Annotated in this window: 14 protein-coding genes; 13 read left to right on the top strand and 1 reads right to left on the bottom strand. The window is 39.6% G+C overall.

Features of this window, described 5'->3' with window-relative positions:
* The first annotated feature begins 8 nt into the window (after positions 1 to 8).
* From EZ444_RS01810 to EZ444_RS01795, 4 genes are all read left to right on the top strand, one after another.
* Positions 9 to 671, top strand: coding sequence for a DUF6266 family protein (locus EZ444_RS01810; RefSeq protein WP_131606642.1), 663 nt, complete (start codon positions 9 to 11; stop codon positions 669 to 671).
* Positions 672 to 745: 74 nt separating this feature from the next.
* On the top strand, positions 746 to 1,114 hold the full coding sequence (locus EZ444_RS01805) for a hypothetical protein (protein ID WP_131606640.1): 369 nt from the start codon (positions 746 to 748) through the stop codon (positions 1,112 to 1,114).
* On the top strand, positions 1,033 to 1,554 hold the full coding sequence (locus tag EZ444_RS01800; protein ID WP_131606638.1) for a CHAP domain-containing protein: 522 nt from the start codon (positions 1,033 to 1,035) through the stop codon (positions 1,552 to 1,554). The genes EZ444_RS01805 and EZ444_RS01800 overlap by 82 nt, the downstream gene beginning before the upstream one ends.
* A 3-nt stretch (positions 1,555 to 1,557) precedes the next feature.
* Positions 1,558 to 1,929: a hypothetical protein gene (locus EZ444_RS01795; protein ID WP_131606636.1), complete on the top strand. Its 372-nt coding sequence runs from the start codon at positions 1,558 to 1,560 to the stop codon at positions 1,927 to 1,929.
* Here EZ444_RS01795 and EZ444_RS01790 read toward each other — a convergent pair.
* Positions 1,899 to 3,233, bottom strand: a complete 1,335-nt coding sequence (locus tag EZ444_RS01790; protein WP_131606634.1) for a sensor histidine kinase — start codon at positions 3,231 to 3,233, stop codon at positions 1,899 to 1,901. The two genes, EZ444_RS01795 and EZ444_RS01790, sit on opposite strands and share 31 nt — an antisense overlap.
* Positions 3,234 to 3,586: 353 nt before the next feature.
* Here EZ444_RS01790 and EZ444_RS01785 point away from each other — a divergent pair, with 353 nt between their 5' ends.
* The 9 genes from EZ444_RS01785 to EZ444_RS01745 all read left to right on the top strand — a co-directional run bounded on the left by EZ444_RS01785 (position 3,587) and on the right by EZ444_RS01745 (position 17,175).
* Positions 3,587 to 4,951, top strand: coding sequence for a sugar MFS transporter (locus tag EZ444_RS01785; RefSeq protein ID WP_131606632.1), 1,365 nt, complete (start codon positions 3,587 to 3,589; stop codon positions 4,949 to 4,951).
* 160 nt (positions 4,952 to 5,111) lie between these two features.
* On the top strand, positions 5,112 to 8,183 hold the full coding sequence (locus EZ444_RS01780) for a SusC/RagA family TonB-linked outer membrane protein (protein ID WP_131606630.1): 3,072 nt from the start codon (positions 5,112 to 5,114) through the stop codon (positions 8,181 to 8,183).
* Between the two features lie 17 nt (positions 8,184 to 8,200).
* Positions 8,201 to 9,787, top strand: a complete 1,587-nt coding sequence (locus tag EZ444_RS01775) for a RagB/SusD family nutrient uptake outer membrane protein (protein ID WP_131606628.1) — start codon at positions 8,201 to 8,203, stop codon at positions 9,785 to 9,787.
* Between the two features lie 170 nt (positions 9,788 to 9,957).
* The gene (locus EZ444_RS01770; RefSeq protein WP_131606626.1) at positions 9,958 to 10,605 is read left to right on the top strand and encodes a carbohydrate-binding family 9-like protein; all 648 of its coding nucleotides are present in this window, start codon (positions 9,958 to 9,960) and stop codon (positions 10,603 to 10,605) included.
* A 30-nt stretch (positions 10,606 to 10,635) separates the two neighbouring features.
* Positions 10,636 to 11,832 carry an N-acetylglucosamine-6-phosphate deacetylase gene (gene nagA / locus EZ444_RS01765; protein WP_131606624.1) on the top strand — a complete coding sequence of 399 codons (1,197 nt, stop codon included), beginning with the start codon at positions 10,636 to 10,638 and terminating at the stop codon, positions 11,830 to 11,832.
* Between the two features lie 17 nt (positions 11,833 to 11,849).
* Positions 11,850 to 12,605 carry a 6-phosphogluconolactonase gene (locus EZ444_RS01760; RefSeq protein ID WP_131606622.1) on the top strand — a complete coding sequence of 252 codons (756 nt, stop codon included), beginning with the start codon at positions 11,850 to 11,852 and terminating at the stop codon, positions 12,603 to 12,605.
* 39 nt (positions 12,606 to 12,644) lie between these two features.
* Complete coding sequence (locus tag EZ444_RS01755; protein WP_131606620.1) at positions 12,645 to 13,460, top strand: phytanoyl-CoA dioxygenase family protein; 816 nt, start codon at positions 12,645 to 12,647, stop codon at positions 13,458 to 13,460.
* A 3-nt stretch (positions 13,461 to 13,463) separates the two neighbouring features.
* The gene (locus EZ444_RS01750) at positions 13,464 to 14,297 is read left to right on the top strand and encodes a sugar phosphate isomerase/epimerase (RefSeq protein WP_131606618.1); all 834 of its coding nucleotides are present in this window, start codon (positions 13,464 to 13,466) and stop codon (positions 14,295 to 14,297) included.
* A gap of 10 nt (positions 14,298 to 14,307) precedes the next feature.
* The gene (locus EZ444_RS01745) at positions 14,308 to 17,175 is read left to right on the top strand and encodes a glycosyl hydrolase (protein WP_131606616.1); all 2,868 of its coding nucleotides are present in this window, start codon (positions 14,308 to 14,310) and stop codon (positions 17,173 to 17,175) included.
* Positions 17,176 to 17,187 lie beyond the last annotated feature (12 nt).

Genomic DNA, 17,187 nt, shown 5'->3' with positions numbered 1-17,187 from the left:
TTTAAAAAATGGGAATTATCAGACATGGGATCCTCGGCGGATTCCGAAAAAAGGTCGGTACCGTTGTGGGTGCCTTTTTTAGAGACCTAAATGTAATCCGGGCCTTGCCTAGGATTAGCAATAAGCCTGCCACTAAGGTCCAGGCTACTCAACGTTCCAGTTTTGGCCTGGTTACAGGCTTCTTAAGTTCATTTAGTGACTTTATAGAATTGTTCTATGGCAACAGATCTGCATCAAAATCACCTATGAACGAAGCAGTTTCCTACCACTTAAAAGAAGCTGTTACAACTGTTGGATCAGTGCTTGAGATGGATTACACAAAAGTAATGTTTGCTCGTGGTAAATTGAAGTTGCCTGCTGAAATGAACCTCGCGGCCACAGTGGAGGGTAAAGTGGATTTTGAATGGAGTACTAATGCAGATAGCGATGATAACAAGTATAGAGCTGCAACAGATATGGCCAACTTGCTGGTGTACAACCCCGCAAAGGGTGAATTTGTTAGCCTAATGGGGGCTGCTCCACGCTCTGCAGGGGTCTTTAAATTGCAGCTGCCGCCAGAATTTGGTGAAGATTATGTGCATGGCTACATCAACTTTAGTTCGATAGATAAAAAAGGACTGGTATCGAACAGCAAGTATGTAGGAAAGATCATGATTGTTGCTATGACCTAAATGAATAGGCTGTATCGTTAGTCCGGATTAACGATACAGCCTGATTTTCTTAACATTTCTTAAAACAAAATAGGATGAACATTTTAAAAATAACGAAGGATGATGTTTCCAGGAGAAACTATATGCCCTATCTATTATTTGGCTTATGCTTATTGCTGTGGCCGCTCTTACAGCGTGTGATTATGAATTGGGATCCTATGATGGGTGTTATTGATCCAAATATCTGGTTGTTGATCTTAATCAGCCTGATCTGCTTTCTGATCGTGACAGGTTTATGTTGGTGGCTGTTACAAAGTTTTTGGATGGCTTTAGGGTTGCCTTTATTAACTGAGATGGTTTTATCTTTTAAAAAATTAGCGTTATGGCAACAATTAGGATTTTATTGGGCATCGTTTGCTTTGCTGTTGTTGGCAGCAGTTGGGGTGCTGACGGCAATCGTATAGCTGATGGAGACAAAAGAACTGTCATCGAAACAGCTAAAAAAGAAATTGGCATTCGGGAATCTGCGGAAAACGCTGGTTTGCGGGTGGACCAGTACAATGCGCATGTGGGACTTAAAAAAGTGCCATGGTGTGCGTCGTTTGTTTCCTGGTGTTTTGGGCAGGCTGGATATGCTCAACCGCGTACGGCCTGGAGTCCTTCACTTTTCCCCGCAGATCGGCTTGCCAAGAATCCGGTGGCTGGAATGGTGTTGGGGATCTATTTTGAGCATTTGAAGCGAGTTGGTCATTGCGGCATCGTCGAAGAGGTAAGGAATGACTGGGTTTATTCGATCGAAGGAAATACGAATTTAAATGGAAGCAGGGAAGGGGATGGGGTTTATCGGAGAATGAGACATAAGAGGAGCGTGTATTGTTTTGCGGATTGGCTTACAAAAACATAGGAAATGAAGAGAATATTTATTGCTATTGTAGGGTGCTTATTTGGTTGCGCTTTATTTAATAAGACAAGTAAAACGACTACTATAGATAAGCAATCATCGGAAAAGCAGCTGGAATCGAGTCAGCTGCTTTTTAAAACTGCAAATAAAGAAACGCAGATCTTTACGTACTGGAATGATAGTGGGTTTTATCAGATTCAAAATATCAGGGAGCAAGTGAATGTAGCGAAAACTGATAAATTGAAAGCAGAGGAGAAACAACTGGCTAAGCAGGAAACAATAGTGAAAAAGACTGAACCGTTAAACTTCTGGGTTTATATTATCCTATTAATAGGAATGCTAGGTTGCTATTGGTTTTTTACGAGGTTTGTCTCTTGAACGTTAGTCTCTTGTTTGCTATCATCAGCAAATTCCAATGTAAAGGTCGTTCCTTTGCCAGGTATACTATTAAAGCTGATCCGGCCTTTCTGCATCTCCGTATACTCTTTGCACAAGTTCAGGCCAAGCCCAATACCTTTTTCGTTGTTTGTGCCATAAGTTGATACTGCATTCAGCTTAAAAAGATCTCCCTGCATTGCTATAGGGATACCCACGCCATTATCCATGATGTGTAACTTGACGTAGCCGGAATCATAAGAACTGTATAGCTGAATTTCTCCCCCGGAAAGGGTAAACTTTACTGCGTTATTTACCAGGTTCCTGATCACCAACTTAAGCATATCCAGGTCTGCAGTCAGCTCAATGGATGGGTCAATATTTGCAACGATCGCTACAGCTTTTATATCCGCGGCTGCTTGCTGCACAAGCAGACAGGAAGATACGACGTTAGATAAGTTCAGTCTCACCATGTTTACGCTGATGCCTCCGTCCATTTGCGATTTTGTCCAGTTCAGTAAATTCTGCAACATCACCTGCGTATTTTTTGTCTCATTGAGCAAGTTGTTTTCCAGAAAGCGGCGTTCCTCTGGCGACAAATCATATTCGTTAAGCATCTCTAAAAAAATGGCGATGGAGTTGAGTGGAGAACGCAAGTCATGAGATAAAATAGACAATAACCTGGTCTTAGAATCGTTGGCTTCTTTTAAAGCTAGGGAAGCTGTCAGCGCATTATTCTTTTCCCGCTGATAACTGTTGATCAGGTAAGAAAGTACCGCACCTATACACACGACTACAGAGATGTAAGTAGTCGCTGTGTCTAGGAACAAATCACTACGTTTTGTATAAGAGACTTTGACAAATTCATTGTTATAATACTCAAACAGCAATAGCCCACCAACAAAACTCACATTCATTAGCATCCAAAATAGATACTGTCGGGTCGGCATTACCGACAATGTAAAAACCAGTGAGAGGAGGTAAAGTATTAATGTAGGACCGTGTATGCCTGAATTAATGAAGTAATTAAATACCATCAAGACGTTAGTGCCGGCGCTAAATAGGATGAAACTAAGCCGCAACCTTCCAAAATACCGGGAATTGATGTACATCGCTACAGTGACAATCCAGGCCGTTGAAAGTGCGACATTGACCAATGGAACCTTTATGACCAAATTTACCAGTAATGCCAAAGGAAGACCGATCATAGCAATCACACTTACTTCATGAAATATCCTGGCCTGTAGCGTAGTGTCAGCGTTGCTGCCGATCAATTTGGCATGTTGCCGTCTAATAGATTTGATCATCAAAAGAATTACAGGTTTTAAAAGGCGCAAATTTATGAAAATTCCGATCAGGTAGTTGAAAGTCTCTGCCAAGTCGACCTTTTCCAATTGCGCACACCCTGTGTGCGCAATTGGAAAAGAAGAAAAAAAACAATAAAAGTTTTGGTTTAATTAAAAAGTTTATATATTCGTGTACGTTAACGTTAACACGTTCGACGTACCAAATATAGGCAGGTTGTTAAGAGTATTGAAATTCGCTTTAATTAAAAAATAATCAAAGCGAATTTTTTTAAATTATTTACGGGTACGTTAACGTAATAGTGATAGCCCTTTTTATTAATGATTTAATTGCGATGTTTAAATAAAAAAAACAGATGGGGTCAGTAAAAGTAAATTCACTTAGTTCAAGAGAGACGTTAATTTCCATGTTTATTCTGGGGGGCTTGTTTTTCGTCTTTGGTTTCATTACCTGGATCAACGCAATCTTAATTCCTTACTTCAAGATAGCCTGCGAATTGAGCAATTTTCAATCCTACCTTGTAGCCTTTGCTTTTTATATATCTTATTTTATCATGTCGTTGCCTTCTTCTTATTTGTTGAAACGGGTAGGGTTTAAAAAAGGGATCATGTATGGCCTGTGGGTAATGGCTATAGGAGTATTTATATTCATCCCAGCCGCACTGGGTAGAACCTATGAAGTGTTTCTGGTTGGCCTATTTACTATAGGATCTGGTTTAGCCATATTGCAGACTGCTGCGAATCCTTACATCACCATTTTAGGTCCCATAGAGAAAGCCGCAAAGCGCATTAGCTTTATGGGCATATGTAATAAAGGGGCTGGTATTTTGGCTCCACTCATATTTGCTCATGTGATATTTAAGGTTGCTGATAACGAAATGTTAAAGCAATTGCCTTTAATGGGAGCGACTGAAAGAGGCGTAGTTTTAGACGAATTAATTAGAAGGGTAATCCTTCCATATGGTGTTTTGGGTACCGTATTGGCTACACTTGGTATTTTAATCCGTTTCTCTCCACTGCCAGAGATCGATACCGAGCAGGAGAATGAAGAGCTAACCATCATCAATGCGGATAAAAAAAGCCTGTTTGATTTTCCTTATTTAATATTAGGTGTTTTAGCCATATTCTTTCATGTAGGCACACAGGTCATTGCCATTGATACAATTATTGGTTATGCAAGTGTGATGGGGATGCCGATTATGGAAGCGAAGGTTTTTCCTTCTTATACGTTGTTTACCACCATTATAGGCTATGGTTTAGGAATTATTCTGATTCCAAAATACATTTCACAAGTCAATGTGCTGCGCTTTTGCACCCTTTTGGGCGCAGTATTAACGCTTTTAATTATTTACAGTTCCGGTACCTATACCATTTTAGGTCATTCTATTGATATCTCCATCTGGTTTATCGTGTTGTTGGGCTTAGCCAATTCATTGGTTTGGGCAGGGATCTGGCCTTTGGCTTTAAATAACCTGGGTCGCTTTACAAAGGTGGGGGCATCCATGTTGATTATGGCACTCTGTGGAAGTGCGATTTTTCCATTGATATATGGCCATGTAGCCGATTTGTATGATGTAAGGACCGCCTACTGGATATTATTCCCTTGTTACCTCTACCTGGTGTTCTATGCTTTCTACGGACATCTGATCAAACGCTGGTTACCCACATTTAAAAAGAACAGTATGCAAGAGTCGGAACTGATGAGCAAAGTCAACTCCTAGCCTATTCAAAAAAAGCTTTCAATACAACCAAATATAAACAAGCATACCTAAACCTAAACCAAACAAGATATGAAGAGGGAAACAAATTAAAATTAGTAGTAAGATGAAACCAGTCCGGGGATTTTATCCCTGTAATTATTAAAAATTTTAACTCAAAAGAATGAAAAAACAACTATTAAAGCACGCACTTTTATGTACTTCTGTTTTAATACTCTCTTCAAGCGTAAATGCGGCTTCGGAGAAATTTGTTAAGGAAACAAAAGTTAAGCACATAAACATTAACAATGCTAAGGATATATTAATTAAAGGTACAGTAAAGGGCGAAGGCGGTTCCGCATTGTCGGGCGTTACTGTTACGGTTAAGGACAGCAAGATTGGTACTAAAACCAATGCTTCTGGTGAATATCAACTCAATGCACCCGAAGGTGCTACTTTAGTGTTTAGCTATGTAGGCTATGTTCAACAAAGCATCAGTGTGGGGAACAAATCTGTCATCAATGTAACCATGTCAATTGATGAAGGTAAATATCAAATGAACGAGGTGGTGGTCGTGGGTTACGGTACGCAAAAACGTTCGGATATCACCGGATCGGTAACTTCAGTGCCAAAGGAAAGATTAGCTGGTTTGCCAGTTACCAACGTGCTATCTGCCATTCAAGGTACCACAGCAGGATTAAATGTTTCGTCACCCTCATCTGTACCTGGTAGTTCGCCAACGGTATTGGTTAGAGGGGTGAACTCTATCAATGCGGGTACTGGACCACTGACAGTTATTGATGGAGTGCCATTTAGTAATTTGGGTGGCTCTATGAATGACATTAACCCTAATGATATCGCTTCTATTGAGATTCTTAAGGATGCATCAGCAGTAGCTATTTATGGAACACGTGGTTCTAGTGGTGTAATCTTAATCACGACAAAAAGAGGAAAAACCGGAGAGCCTACGATTAGATACAGTGTTTATGGAGGACCTGAGTATCAGATCAAAAATTTACACCCCTTAAGTGGACCAGAGTATGCGGAGAAATATTTAGAATTTTTAAGACAAAGTAATCGACCAGTTGCCAATCCGCCAGTACCTAACCAATATGAAATTGCCAATTATAATACCGGTACTACAGTAGATTGGTTAAAAGAAATCTCTCAATCTGGTAGTATTCAAGATCATAACTTGAGCATCTCAGGGGGTACAGAAAAGATTAAATACTTTGTGTCTGGTGCTTATCAGAAGCAAAAGGGGGTATTAAAAGGCTATCAATTTACTCGTGCTTCTGTACGCTCCAATTTGGATGCAACAGTTACCTCATGGTTAACGGCAGGTACTTCGTTATTTTTCGCCAACAGTAATGCGGATGGGGGAACGGTAACTTACAGTAGTGCGTTGCAGATGAGCCCTTATGGACGTTTACGTGAGCCAAATGGGGATTATACGATTTTTCCTATGTTTGGTGAAACTCTTTTCAGAAACCCATTGCTGGGTTTAAATCAAGATGTAAACAATCGTGACAAAAACTTGAATGGTACTTTTTATGCCGAAGTTAAGCCAGCTTTTATTAAAGGATTAAAGTATAGGTTTAATGGAAATTATACTTTTCAGCCTACTAAGGACGATTTTTACTCCGGCCCCGATGCAGGTGATACATTCTCGGGAACTGCAAGTGTACAAAAAGAAGAAACTGAAGGCTGGTTGTTAGAACACATCCTTTCTTACAATAAAGATTGGAATGACCATCATTTCGATGTAACCGCGTTGTATGGTGCACAAGAGAAGATATATACGAGATTAAATGTTAGAGGGACCACATTTGTAAATGATGATTTATCCTTCAATAACATTGGTGCAGCAGGTGCAGTTGTACCTACTTCCCTCTATTCCAGAGAGGCCATGGTTTCTCAAATGGGCCGTTTAAATTATTCTTATAAGAGTAAATATTTAATTACAGCCACTGTGAGAAGGGATGGATTTTCGGCTTTTGGATCAGCAACAAGTAAGTATGGTACCTTTCCTTCCATTGCTTTAGGTTGGAACATTTCTAATGAGCGTTTTTTAAAAAATGTATCACAGATTGATAACATCAAGTTGAGAGCTTCGTATGGGAAATCTGGAAATCAAGCGATCAGTGCTTATCAGACGATTACCACGCAAGGAGTCACCAAGTATATCTACAATGGGGTAACTACTACAGGATTAGTATCTAGCTCTGCACTTGTTAATGGCGTATTAGGAAATACTAAACTAAATTGGGAAAGCACTACTGGAACGAACTTAGCCGTTGACTTCTCTTTATTTGGCAGTAGGATTTCGGGTACTGTAGAAGTTTATAAAACCGAAACTAACGATGTTTTATTGAGACGTAGGTTACCTGCCATCATTGGTTTTCCAAGCATCTTTGACAACTTAGGTAAAGTAGCGAACAAAGGGATAGAATTTACTTTAAATACAGTAAACATTAAAAATGACAATTTTACCTGGTCTACGAATTTTAACTTTTCGGCCAGCAGAAATAAAATTGTTTCCTTGTATGGCGATAACCTAGATGATATAGGTAACAAATGGTTTATTGGTAAATCATTGTACGCTATATATGATTATAAGCTAGAAGGCGTTTGGCAAACAGGTGAAGATCCTTCAAATGTTGACCCAACAGCGAAGCCTGGAGACTTAAAGTTTGCAGATCTTAATGGCGATAAAAAAATTACGGAAGCGGATAAGTCTTACCTGGGTAACAGCTTGCCTAAATGGACAGGTGGTATGATCAATAATTTTAAATACAAAAATTTTGGTCTGAGTGTTTTCGTTCAAACTGCTCAGGGATCCTTGATCAATAATCCATTACTAAACCTGCAAACTTATGGCGGTCGTGTAAATATACCAAGAGAACTTAGCTATTGGACACCAACAAACAACAATAATGAGGCGCCTTCTTTAACTTATTCGAACCCACGTTTGTATGCTTATCCAACAAAACAGAACTATTGGAGAATAAAGGACATTACACTTAGCTACAATTTATCTACTAAAGTTGCAGAGCAGTTAAAGTTAGGCAGTTTGTCGGTGTTTGCTAGCGGTCGTAACCTACATACCGTTACCAATTGGATTGGAACAGATCCTGAGTTGAGTGTGAATGCAACCCCAGCTATACAAGCAGGATTGGCTAACCAACCGCTAACCTACGGAGTATACCCATTAGTGACTAGCGTTGTCGTTGGTTTAAACATAACATTACGTTAATCTTTAAAAATAAAATTATGAAAAAGCATATTCTTTTATCATTCATATTTATTGCAAGTGTTGGCTTAATTTCTTGTAGTAAGAGTTTTTTAGATGAAAAATCTGACTCTAGTTATTCGCCATCTACGAGTTTTAAAAATGTTGCTGGTTTAGAGGCCGGAATTGCAGGTCTACAGGCAACTGTTAGGGAGCAATATACCATTCAGAACCACCAGTCGCTACTCGCTGTTTTTCAAGTAGGAACGGATGTAGCAATTAGTGGCCAGGAAAATCCTGAATTAATTCCTTATCATGATTATTCAAGGCTTTTGCCTGTAGATCCATCAGCCCTATACTACTGGACCTGGTCTTACAGAGTGATTACCAATGCCAATCAAATTTTGAGAGGTACCGCAGATCCTACAGCCACGTTAACTGATGCTCAACGTAAATTATATACTGCAGAGGCCCGTTTTTTTAGAGCTTATGCCTATAATTTCCTGGTTACTTTATGGGGAGAAGTTCCATTGCTCGATCGTCCATATGATGAGCCTAAAACAGATTTTACCCGTGCTAGCGTAGCCGATTTGAACAAATTGATCAATGATGACCTTTTATACGCTACGGTTAATTTACCTGCTATAGATCAGGTTTCTAAACCAGGTCGTATCAGTAAAGAGGCTGCTTCGCAATTGTTTGCAGAAGTGTATTTGAGACAGGGTAAAAATGATTTGGCAGAGGCACAATGTCTGGCGGTTATTGCCGGTAACTTCAAGTTAGTGGATACCAGATACGGAGTTAAAAAAACTGAGCCAGGTGATCCTTTCTCAGATATGTTTATTACTGGTAATCAACGCCGTCGTCAGGGAAATACCGAAGCCATTTGGGTGCAGGAATTAGAATTCAATATACCTGGTGGTGCGACGAATTTGGATCAACACCGTAGAGTTTGGGTACCTTTTTATGGTAACGTTTCGGGAATGTTGGTTTGCGATTCATTAGGTGGACGTGGTGTGGGCCGTTTACGCTTAAGTCCTTGGGTGATCAAAAGCGCATACACAGGGTCGGGAGCTAATGATATGCGTAATTCTAAATACAATCTTCGCCGTGACTTCTACTACAACGATCCTAGTAAACCAGCTTTATTCGGGAAAAAAGTAGTTCCAACTCCGGCTGATACTTTATGGAGTATTGTTCCTTACACTACAAAATGGAATCATTTTATCGCTACAGATCCTACTGGAAATGGAGCTTTTAAAGATTTAATTATGATGCGTTTGGGGGAAACTTATTTGTTATTGGCAGAAGCGCAATTCAAACAAAACAACCCAGGTGGTGCTGCCATCAGTATCAATAAATTAAGAACCAGAGCAAATGCAGCACAGGTATCAGCAGCTGACATTACGTTGAATTTTATTTTAGACGAACGCGTAAGAGAATTGATTGGTGAGGAAAATAGAAGAATGACTTTGGTGAGAACGGGAACTTTACTCGATAGGGTAACGCGACTAAACATTAAGGAAAATACAACCATTAAGCCTTACAATGTGCTTTTACCTATTCCGCAGACTGAGATTGACTTAAATAAGGATGCGAAATTGGGTCAAAACTTGGGCTATAATTAATACCTGAAAATAGGGGGTATCATTAATCCGGTCGTCATGACGACCGACTAGACAAAAAGATTGTCATGACGACCAGATTAATGATACAGCCTGTTTTAATTACAAGATTTATATTTTTTAACATAAAAATTGCCGCATAGGCTAGTAAAAAAAGGTTTTAAGCCTATTAAATGAGAAATTTATTTGTACCGTTCCTGGATCAATATACAGCCAATGATGACATTGAAAAAGTCTCGACTTTATTAGATGCTTTACCAAAAAACCGAATCGCTCAGCAGCCATGGCCTGAATTCAATAGTGATTTGCAAGCCAATTTTAGCATTGCACATAGCAATGATTTCCTAATGTTAAAATATGTGGTAACTGAGGATGTAATTAAGGTGGCCACAACTGAATTAAATGGGGCAGTGCACAAAGATAATTGTGTGGAATTTTTTGTGTCGTTTGGAGCGGATAAGTCTTATTACAATATCGAGGTGAATTGCGTTGGCGTATGTTTAATCGCTTACGGAAAAGGAAGATCAAATAGAGATTTCTTGCCAAAGGAGTTGGTGAAAAGGATAAAAACACATGCTGTTATTAAAACGGCAGCAGAAAATAGTAGGCGCAAATATGTATGGGAAATCACATTAATGATTCCGATAGTGGTATTTGCATTTAGTAATTTAAAAACGCTAAGCCAACAAAGGGGCTTTGGCAATTTTTTTAAGTGTGGTGATGATTTACCGCAACCACACTTTTACAGTTGGAATGAAATAGAGGCCGAAAGTCCTGATTTTCATTTACCTGAGTTCTTTGGATCATTAGCATTTGGTTAAGCTGTTGATCTCAAAATATAAAATCTACATATGAAGAAAGTTAAAATAATTAATGGCCAGATCATCACACCTTATCGCATCATTAAAAACGGTACGCTATTAATTAATGGTCATCAAATAGAAGCAATAGAAGAGGGAGATATCGAAGCAGCAGATTATGAGCTGATCGATGCAAAGGGGAATTATGTTTCTCCGGGCTTTATCGATATTCATATTCATGGTGGTGGCGGGCATGATTTTATGGACGCAACGGAAGAGGCCTATCTGAAAATTGCTGAAATTCATGCTACTTACGGGACCACCGCAATGGCGCCCACAACATTAACCTGTGCCAAAGAAGATCTGTTAAAAGCAATAGATCTTTATAAAAGTACAAATGCTAAAAATACCAAAGGTGCACAGTTTATAGGCATGCACTTAGAGGGGCCTTATTTTGCGCTTAGTCAGAGTGGCGCGCAAGATCCAAGGTACATCAGAAACCCTGATCTGGAGGAGTATAAAGAAGTAATTGCCTACGGTGCTGAGGCAATTAAACGCTGGAGTGTTGCCCCTGAATTACCGGGTGCTATTGAAATGGGTAAATACTTGAAATCGCATGGAATTATTGCAGCTATTGCCCATACGGATGCCATTTATGAAGAGGTTTTAGAGGCGGTAGAAAATGGCTATAGTCTGGCCACGCACCTGTATTCGGCTATGTCTGGCGTAACCAGACGAAATACGTATCGCTATGCAGGCGTGATTGAAAGTGCTTTTTTAATTGATGCGATGGACGTAGAGATCATTGCGGATGGGATTCATTTGCCAGCACCATTATTGAAACTGGTTTATAAAATTAAAGGACCTGATCGCATTGCGCTAATTACAGATGCCATGCGTGGGGCAGGAATGCCAGAAGGGGAGAGTATCCTCGGAAATAAGGACACTGGATTGAAAGTGATTATCGAAAATGGAGTTGCAATTATGGCCGACAGATCTTCTTTTGCAGGAAGTGTGGCTACGACAGACCGATTGGTAAGAACGATGGTTCAGATGGCTGATATCCCATTGGTAGAAGCAGTTAGGATGATGTCTAGAACACCAGCTACGATCATGGGTGTTGAAAATACAAAAGGAACGCTAACTGTAGGCAAAGATGCTGATGTGTTAATTTTTGATGAAAACATCAACATCAAAACGACCATGATTAATGGGACAGTAGTCTATTCCTCAGCAGATTTTGTATAACTTAAAGAAAGATTTAGATGAAAGAATTTATAAAAGATAAATTAACCGTGAAGGTTTTTGAGAACAGAAACCTGATGGGAGCAGCGGTTGCTACGGCTGTTGCAGAACGCATAAACATATTATTGAGCACACAACCCTTCGTTAATATCATATTTGGTGCAGCCCCTTCTCAGAATGAATTTTTTGAGGAATTGCTGAAAAAAGACATCGATTGGTCTAGACTCAATGCTTTCCACATGGATGAGTACGTAAACCTGGCTGCAGATGCGCCGCAAGGATTTGGTAACTTTATCAAAGCACGTTTATTTGATTTAGCGCCTTTTAACACGGTAAATTATATCAACGGAAATGAAGCTGATTTTGAGGCTGAGTGTACGCGCTATACCGCATTGTTAAATGAGTTTGAAACGGATATTGTATGCTTAGGCATTGGAGAAAATACGCATTTGGCATTTAACGATCCGCATGTAGCTGCGATTAATGATCCTTATTTTGTGAAGCGTGTGGATTTGGATCAACAGTGTCGCAACCAACAAGTTAATGATGGCTGTTTTACCACGATCAATGAAGTACCTACGCATGCTTTAACGCTAACCCTGCCTGCTTTACTAAAGGCACCTTATGCTTTTTGTACCGTGCCTACTGAGAAAAAGGCCCAGGCCGTTTACCATACCTTAAATGAGGAGATTAGCGATAGATTTCCTTCTACTCATTTAAGAAATCACAAAAATGCAATCTTGTTTTTGGATGATCAAAGTAGTGTAAGCATTTAACATCAGAACAAAGATTTTTAAACCTAAACAACCAAGAAAATGAAATGTGAATTAAGTACAGAGCAGATTCAGTTTTTTCAAACTAATGGATTTATTGTCATCGAAGATTTTTTATCAGCTGAAGAGTTAACGCAATGGCGGGAAGCAGTTACGGAAGCGGTAAAGGACAGAAATGGTGTAAAAATGCCTGGAAAAGAAGGTAAAGTTGGGATGGATGATGGGATCAATAAGGACGCTGAATATTTTTCCAAAGTTTTTGATCAACTGCTAAATCTTTGGCAAACCAATGATAAGGTAAAAGAGATTATGTTGGATGAGCGTATTGGTAAAATGGCTGCACAGCTTTCTGGTGCCAGTGGGATCAGAATATGGCACGATCAGGCCCTATTTAAACGTCCTTGGGCAAATCCAACATCTTGGCATTTAGATACCCCATTTTGGTCTTTCTCTGATAGAAAAGCTTTATCGATTTGGGTAGCCCTGGATGATGCGACCTTAGAAAATGGTTGCTTATACTTTATTCCGGCATCATTTAAACAAACAACTTTTGTAAATAAGGGAATAGGGAAAAATATGGATGGCATTTTTGAAGCTTACCCGCAATTTGCTCAGGTAGCTTCAGTGTCGGCCGCTATGAAAGCTGGAAGTTGCTCTTTCCATAATGGATTGACCATACATGGTGCAGGCGCCAATATGAGTAGTGGATATAGAAGAGCCATGACTTGTGCTTATATGCCAGATGGAAATACATTTAATGGTGAACCTAATATTTTACCTGAGCCCTATCTGAGTACGCTTAAAGTTGGCGACTTGCTGAATAATGACGAACAAAACCCACTGATTTATAAATCGTAAAGAATGGATTTATCCCTAAAGTTTTTGTGTCCGCGTTGGGGTTTTGAAGATATTCCCTGGCCTGTTTTTTTGAAACGCGTAAAAGAAGCCAATTATGCTGGTATTGAATGGTTCCCTTATGGAGAAACCTGTGATGTGCAAGAGGTATTGGATTTGTTGAAGGATTATGATTTGGATTTTGCTATTGTAATGACGGTGATTAAACCTTATGCCAATTTGGAGCAATACCTGGAAAATCTTAAGCAGGAATTGAGTCAATTGATGGAGATGAGAACAGAATCTAAAGCGCCCTTATTTTTTAGTGCTCAAATCGGTAGAGAATACTTTAACGCGGATGAAATACAAGCCTGCCTGGCGGTTTGTAATCAGATTGAGGATCAATATCAAACGCCAATCAATCAAGAAACGCACCGTAATAAATGGTCGTATGCGGCACATAATGTAGCGCCAATATTAGCAAAGAATCCGGATTTAAAATTAACGCTGGATGTTTCTCATTGGTTTTGTGTTTCTGAAAGTTATCTGAAAGATCAGCAAGCTGCGGTAGATAATGCCATCGCACATGCCCGCCACATTCATGCAAGGGTAGGGAGTACACAAAGTTCGCAAGTTTGGGATCCGGCAAATGCCGAATATGAGGAGGCTTTAGCAGCCCACGTTCAGATTTGGGACAAATGGGTGAACCAAATGAGAATAAATAAAATGCCGATCACGATTACTCCGGAGTTTGGACCAGTGCCTTACATGGTAAAGGGGAATAGGACAATGTCTCTAAGTGATGAACAATGGCGAATCAATTTATGGATGAAAGACTTTTTACAAAAGCGGTACAGCTAAAATAGGAACTATGAAGAGGAAAACATTTTTACAGCAAAGTGCTATTTTTTCTGTTGCCAGCTTATTGATGTTAAAGAATAATGCTTTTTCTAAGTCAGTAGTAAATACGCTGATAGATGATACCGATGCGGATTTATACCAGCTCTTTAAGAACCCATCCATCGGTTACAGGCCATTTGTGCGCTGGTGGTGGAATGGGAACAAGATAGAAAGAACGGAGTTGGCGAGAGAGCTTAAACTGTTAAAAGAAGCAGGAATTGGTGGGGTAGAAATCAATCCAATTTCCTTTCCATCCAATACGGATGATATGGGCATCCCATCTGTAGATTGGCTAAGTGAGGAGTGGATAGACTTATTGAAGTTTACGTTGACCGAAGCGAAAAAACTGGGCATGACTTGTGATCTTTTAGCGGGCACAGGATTCCCTTTTGGGGCTGGTTTTTTAGCTGATGAAGACCGTGCTCAAGTAGTGGTGGTAGCTGTGAAAAAACTGGTAGGTCCTTTAAAAACTGAAATCTCCTTATTTGATATTTTTAAAGAAGCTGATCCCGCAACTTTGAGTCCTTATACCGGGCGTAAAATGGAACTATTGGGACTAAGTATTGTTCCAGATCCTTTGACGAGTATGGACCAGGTGAAAAATATTACCAATCAAGTCGTAAATGATGGGGTGAAAATTGACTTGCCGAAAGGGAATTTTGCCGTTTATGGTTTAGTGAAAATAGATGGTTTTATGAAAGTGATACAAGGTGCACCCGGTGGGGCTGGACCGGTACTGAATCATTTTAATGAAAAGGCTGTCAAAAATTACCTCAATAAAATTACGGGCACCATTCAAACCCGAATTGGCCCATTAGCACCAGATGTACGTTCCTTTTTTGTCGATAGTTTAGAAATGGAAGGCGCCAATTGGTCGACTGACATGATGGTCGAGTTTAAAAAACGAAGAGGCTATGATCTGTATCCATACTTGCCATTTATACTCTTCAAAACGGGTAGGATGGGGAACACGATTGACCTATATTATACCGTAAACATCAGTCCGGAAATGAAAAAGATGCTGAACAGGATGCGGTATGATTTTGAATACACCAAAGCTGAGCTTTTTAGAGAAAGATTTTCGAAGAGCTTTGTGGAATGGTGTGCTGAAAACAAAATAAAATCAAGAGCACAGGCTTATGGTAGAGGACATTTTCCATTAGAGGGCAGCTTTGATATGGATATCCCTGAATGCGAAACCTGGATGAAATATGGTATAGGCGAGGAGATCTCAGAACGGGATTTCATGAAGTATCCATGGCATTTAGGCCGTGGTAATACCATGATCAATAAATATGTTTCTTCAGCGGCGCATTTGAAAGGTAAAAAACTGATCAGCTCTGAGGAACTAACCAATACAGATATGGTATTTAATGAGTCGCTGGAGTTGTTTAAAATAGCGGGCGATCAAAGTACGATTTCAGGAGTTACGCATCCCATTTTTCATGGGTTTAATTACTCCCCACCGGATGCTGCTTTCCCTGGTTGGATCACCTATGGTGGTTATTTTAATGAACAAAATACCATGTGGCCGTATTTTAAGCATTATACGGATTACAGAGCAAGGCAGTCTGCATTATTACAACAAGCTACTTTTTTTGCGGATATAGCGATTATGGCACCAATTGCTGATATGTGGGGAGAGTTTGGCGCGCAAATGGAACCCTTTCCCTGGGGTGTAACACCACCTTATCAACAGTTGATTTGGGAATCTATTCATCAAAATGGAAATGCTTGTGATTATGTGTCTGAACAGGTAATTGCAGATGCAGATTTTAAAGGTGGTTGGATGACCTATGGTCCGAGAAAGTACCACACGCTATTTTTAATAGAAGTACGAAGTATTTTGCCTGAAACGGCGAAGAAACTATATGATTTTGTGAAAGCAGGTGGCCGGATCTTCTGCATAGAAGCTTATCCAGCGCAATCTTTAGGTTGGTTTAATCACGAACAAAAGGATGCAGAAGTAAAGCAATGGGTGACAAAATTAAAAGCATACCCAGATCGATTCATTTTCTTAGCAAAACCGGCGGCAAATTTTAAAGACTGGTATCAAACGATTCAAGCAAAGTATAAGGTAACGCCATATGTTAAAATCGCCAAGCCAAATACTTTCGTTACCCAGGTGCGGTATCAAACGAAAAACTCAGATATCTTTTTGTTTAACAATGCTAGTGCCCATCTCAGTATCGATTTAGACGCTACGTTTTTACCGGAGATTACAGATAAAAAACAAGCTTGGATTTGGGATGCAGTAACTGGTGAGCGCTTTAAACTGGACTTGAAGGATAGGAGTTTAAAAATAAAACTGTGTCCTGCTGATTCAAAAATTATTGTTTTCAATAAGGATAGAAATGGTAAAAACTGGGATCCAGTTCCTGAGGTAACACCAAATGCGATGGGCTTAAAATCCCCTTGGAAAGCGGAGTTTACTCATATGGATGGGACCGTGAAAAACCAAGATCTGGCTGAACTGAGCGATTTAAAAGATTTACCTGATTACACCTATTTTTCTGGTACGGTTTCGTACAAAAATACCATCACATTAGCTAATCCTGCAAACCTTCATTATTTAGATTTAGGGCAGGTATTTGGCATAGCAGAATTGATTGTGAATGGGGAGAATTTAGGTACGCAATGGTATGGACGTAGAGCTTATGCACTCGGAAATCTGTTGAAAAAAGGCACCAATAATATTGAGATTAAAGTGACTACGGTAATGCTGAATTACATGAAATCTTTAACAGAAAATACGACCGCACAATATTGGTCGAACAATAAAAAGAAAGAACAACCACTTCAATCCATGGGTTTGGTTGGCCCTATTAATTTATTTTAAAAATATTAAGAA

Source organism: Pedobacter hiemivivus, assembly GCF_004331685.1.
GTDB lineage: Bacteria > Bacteroidota > Bacteroidia > Sphingobacteriales > Sphingobacteriaceae > Pedobacter > Pedobacter hiemivivus.
This window is presented reverse-complemented; position numbering and strand designations above follow the sequence as displayed.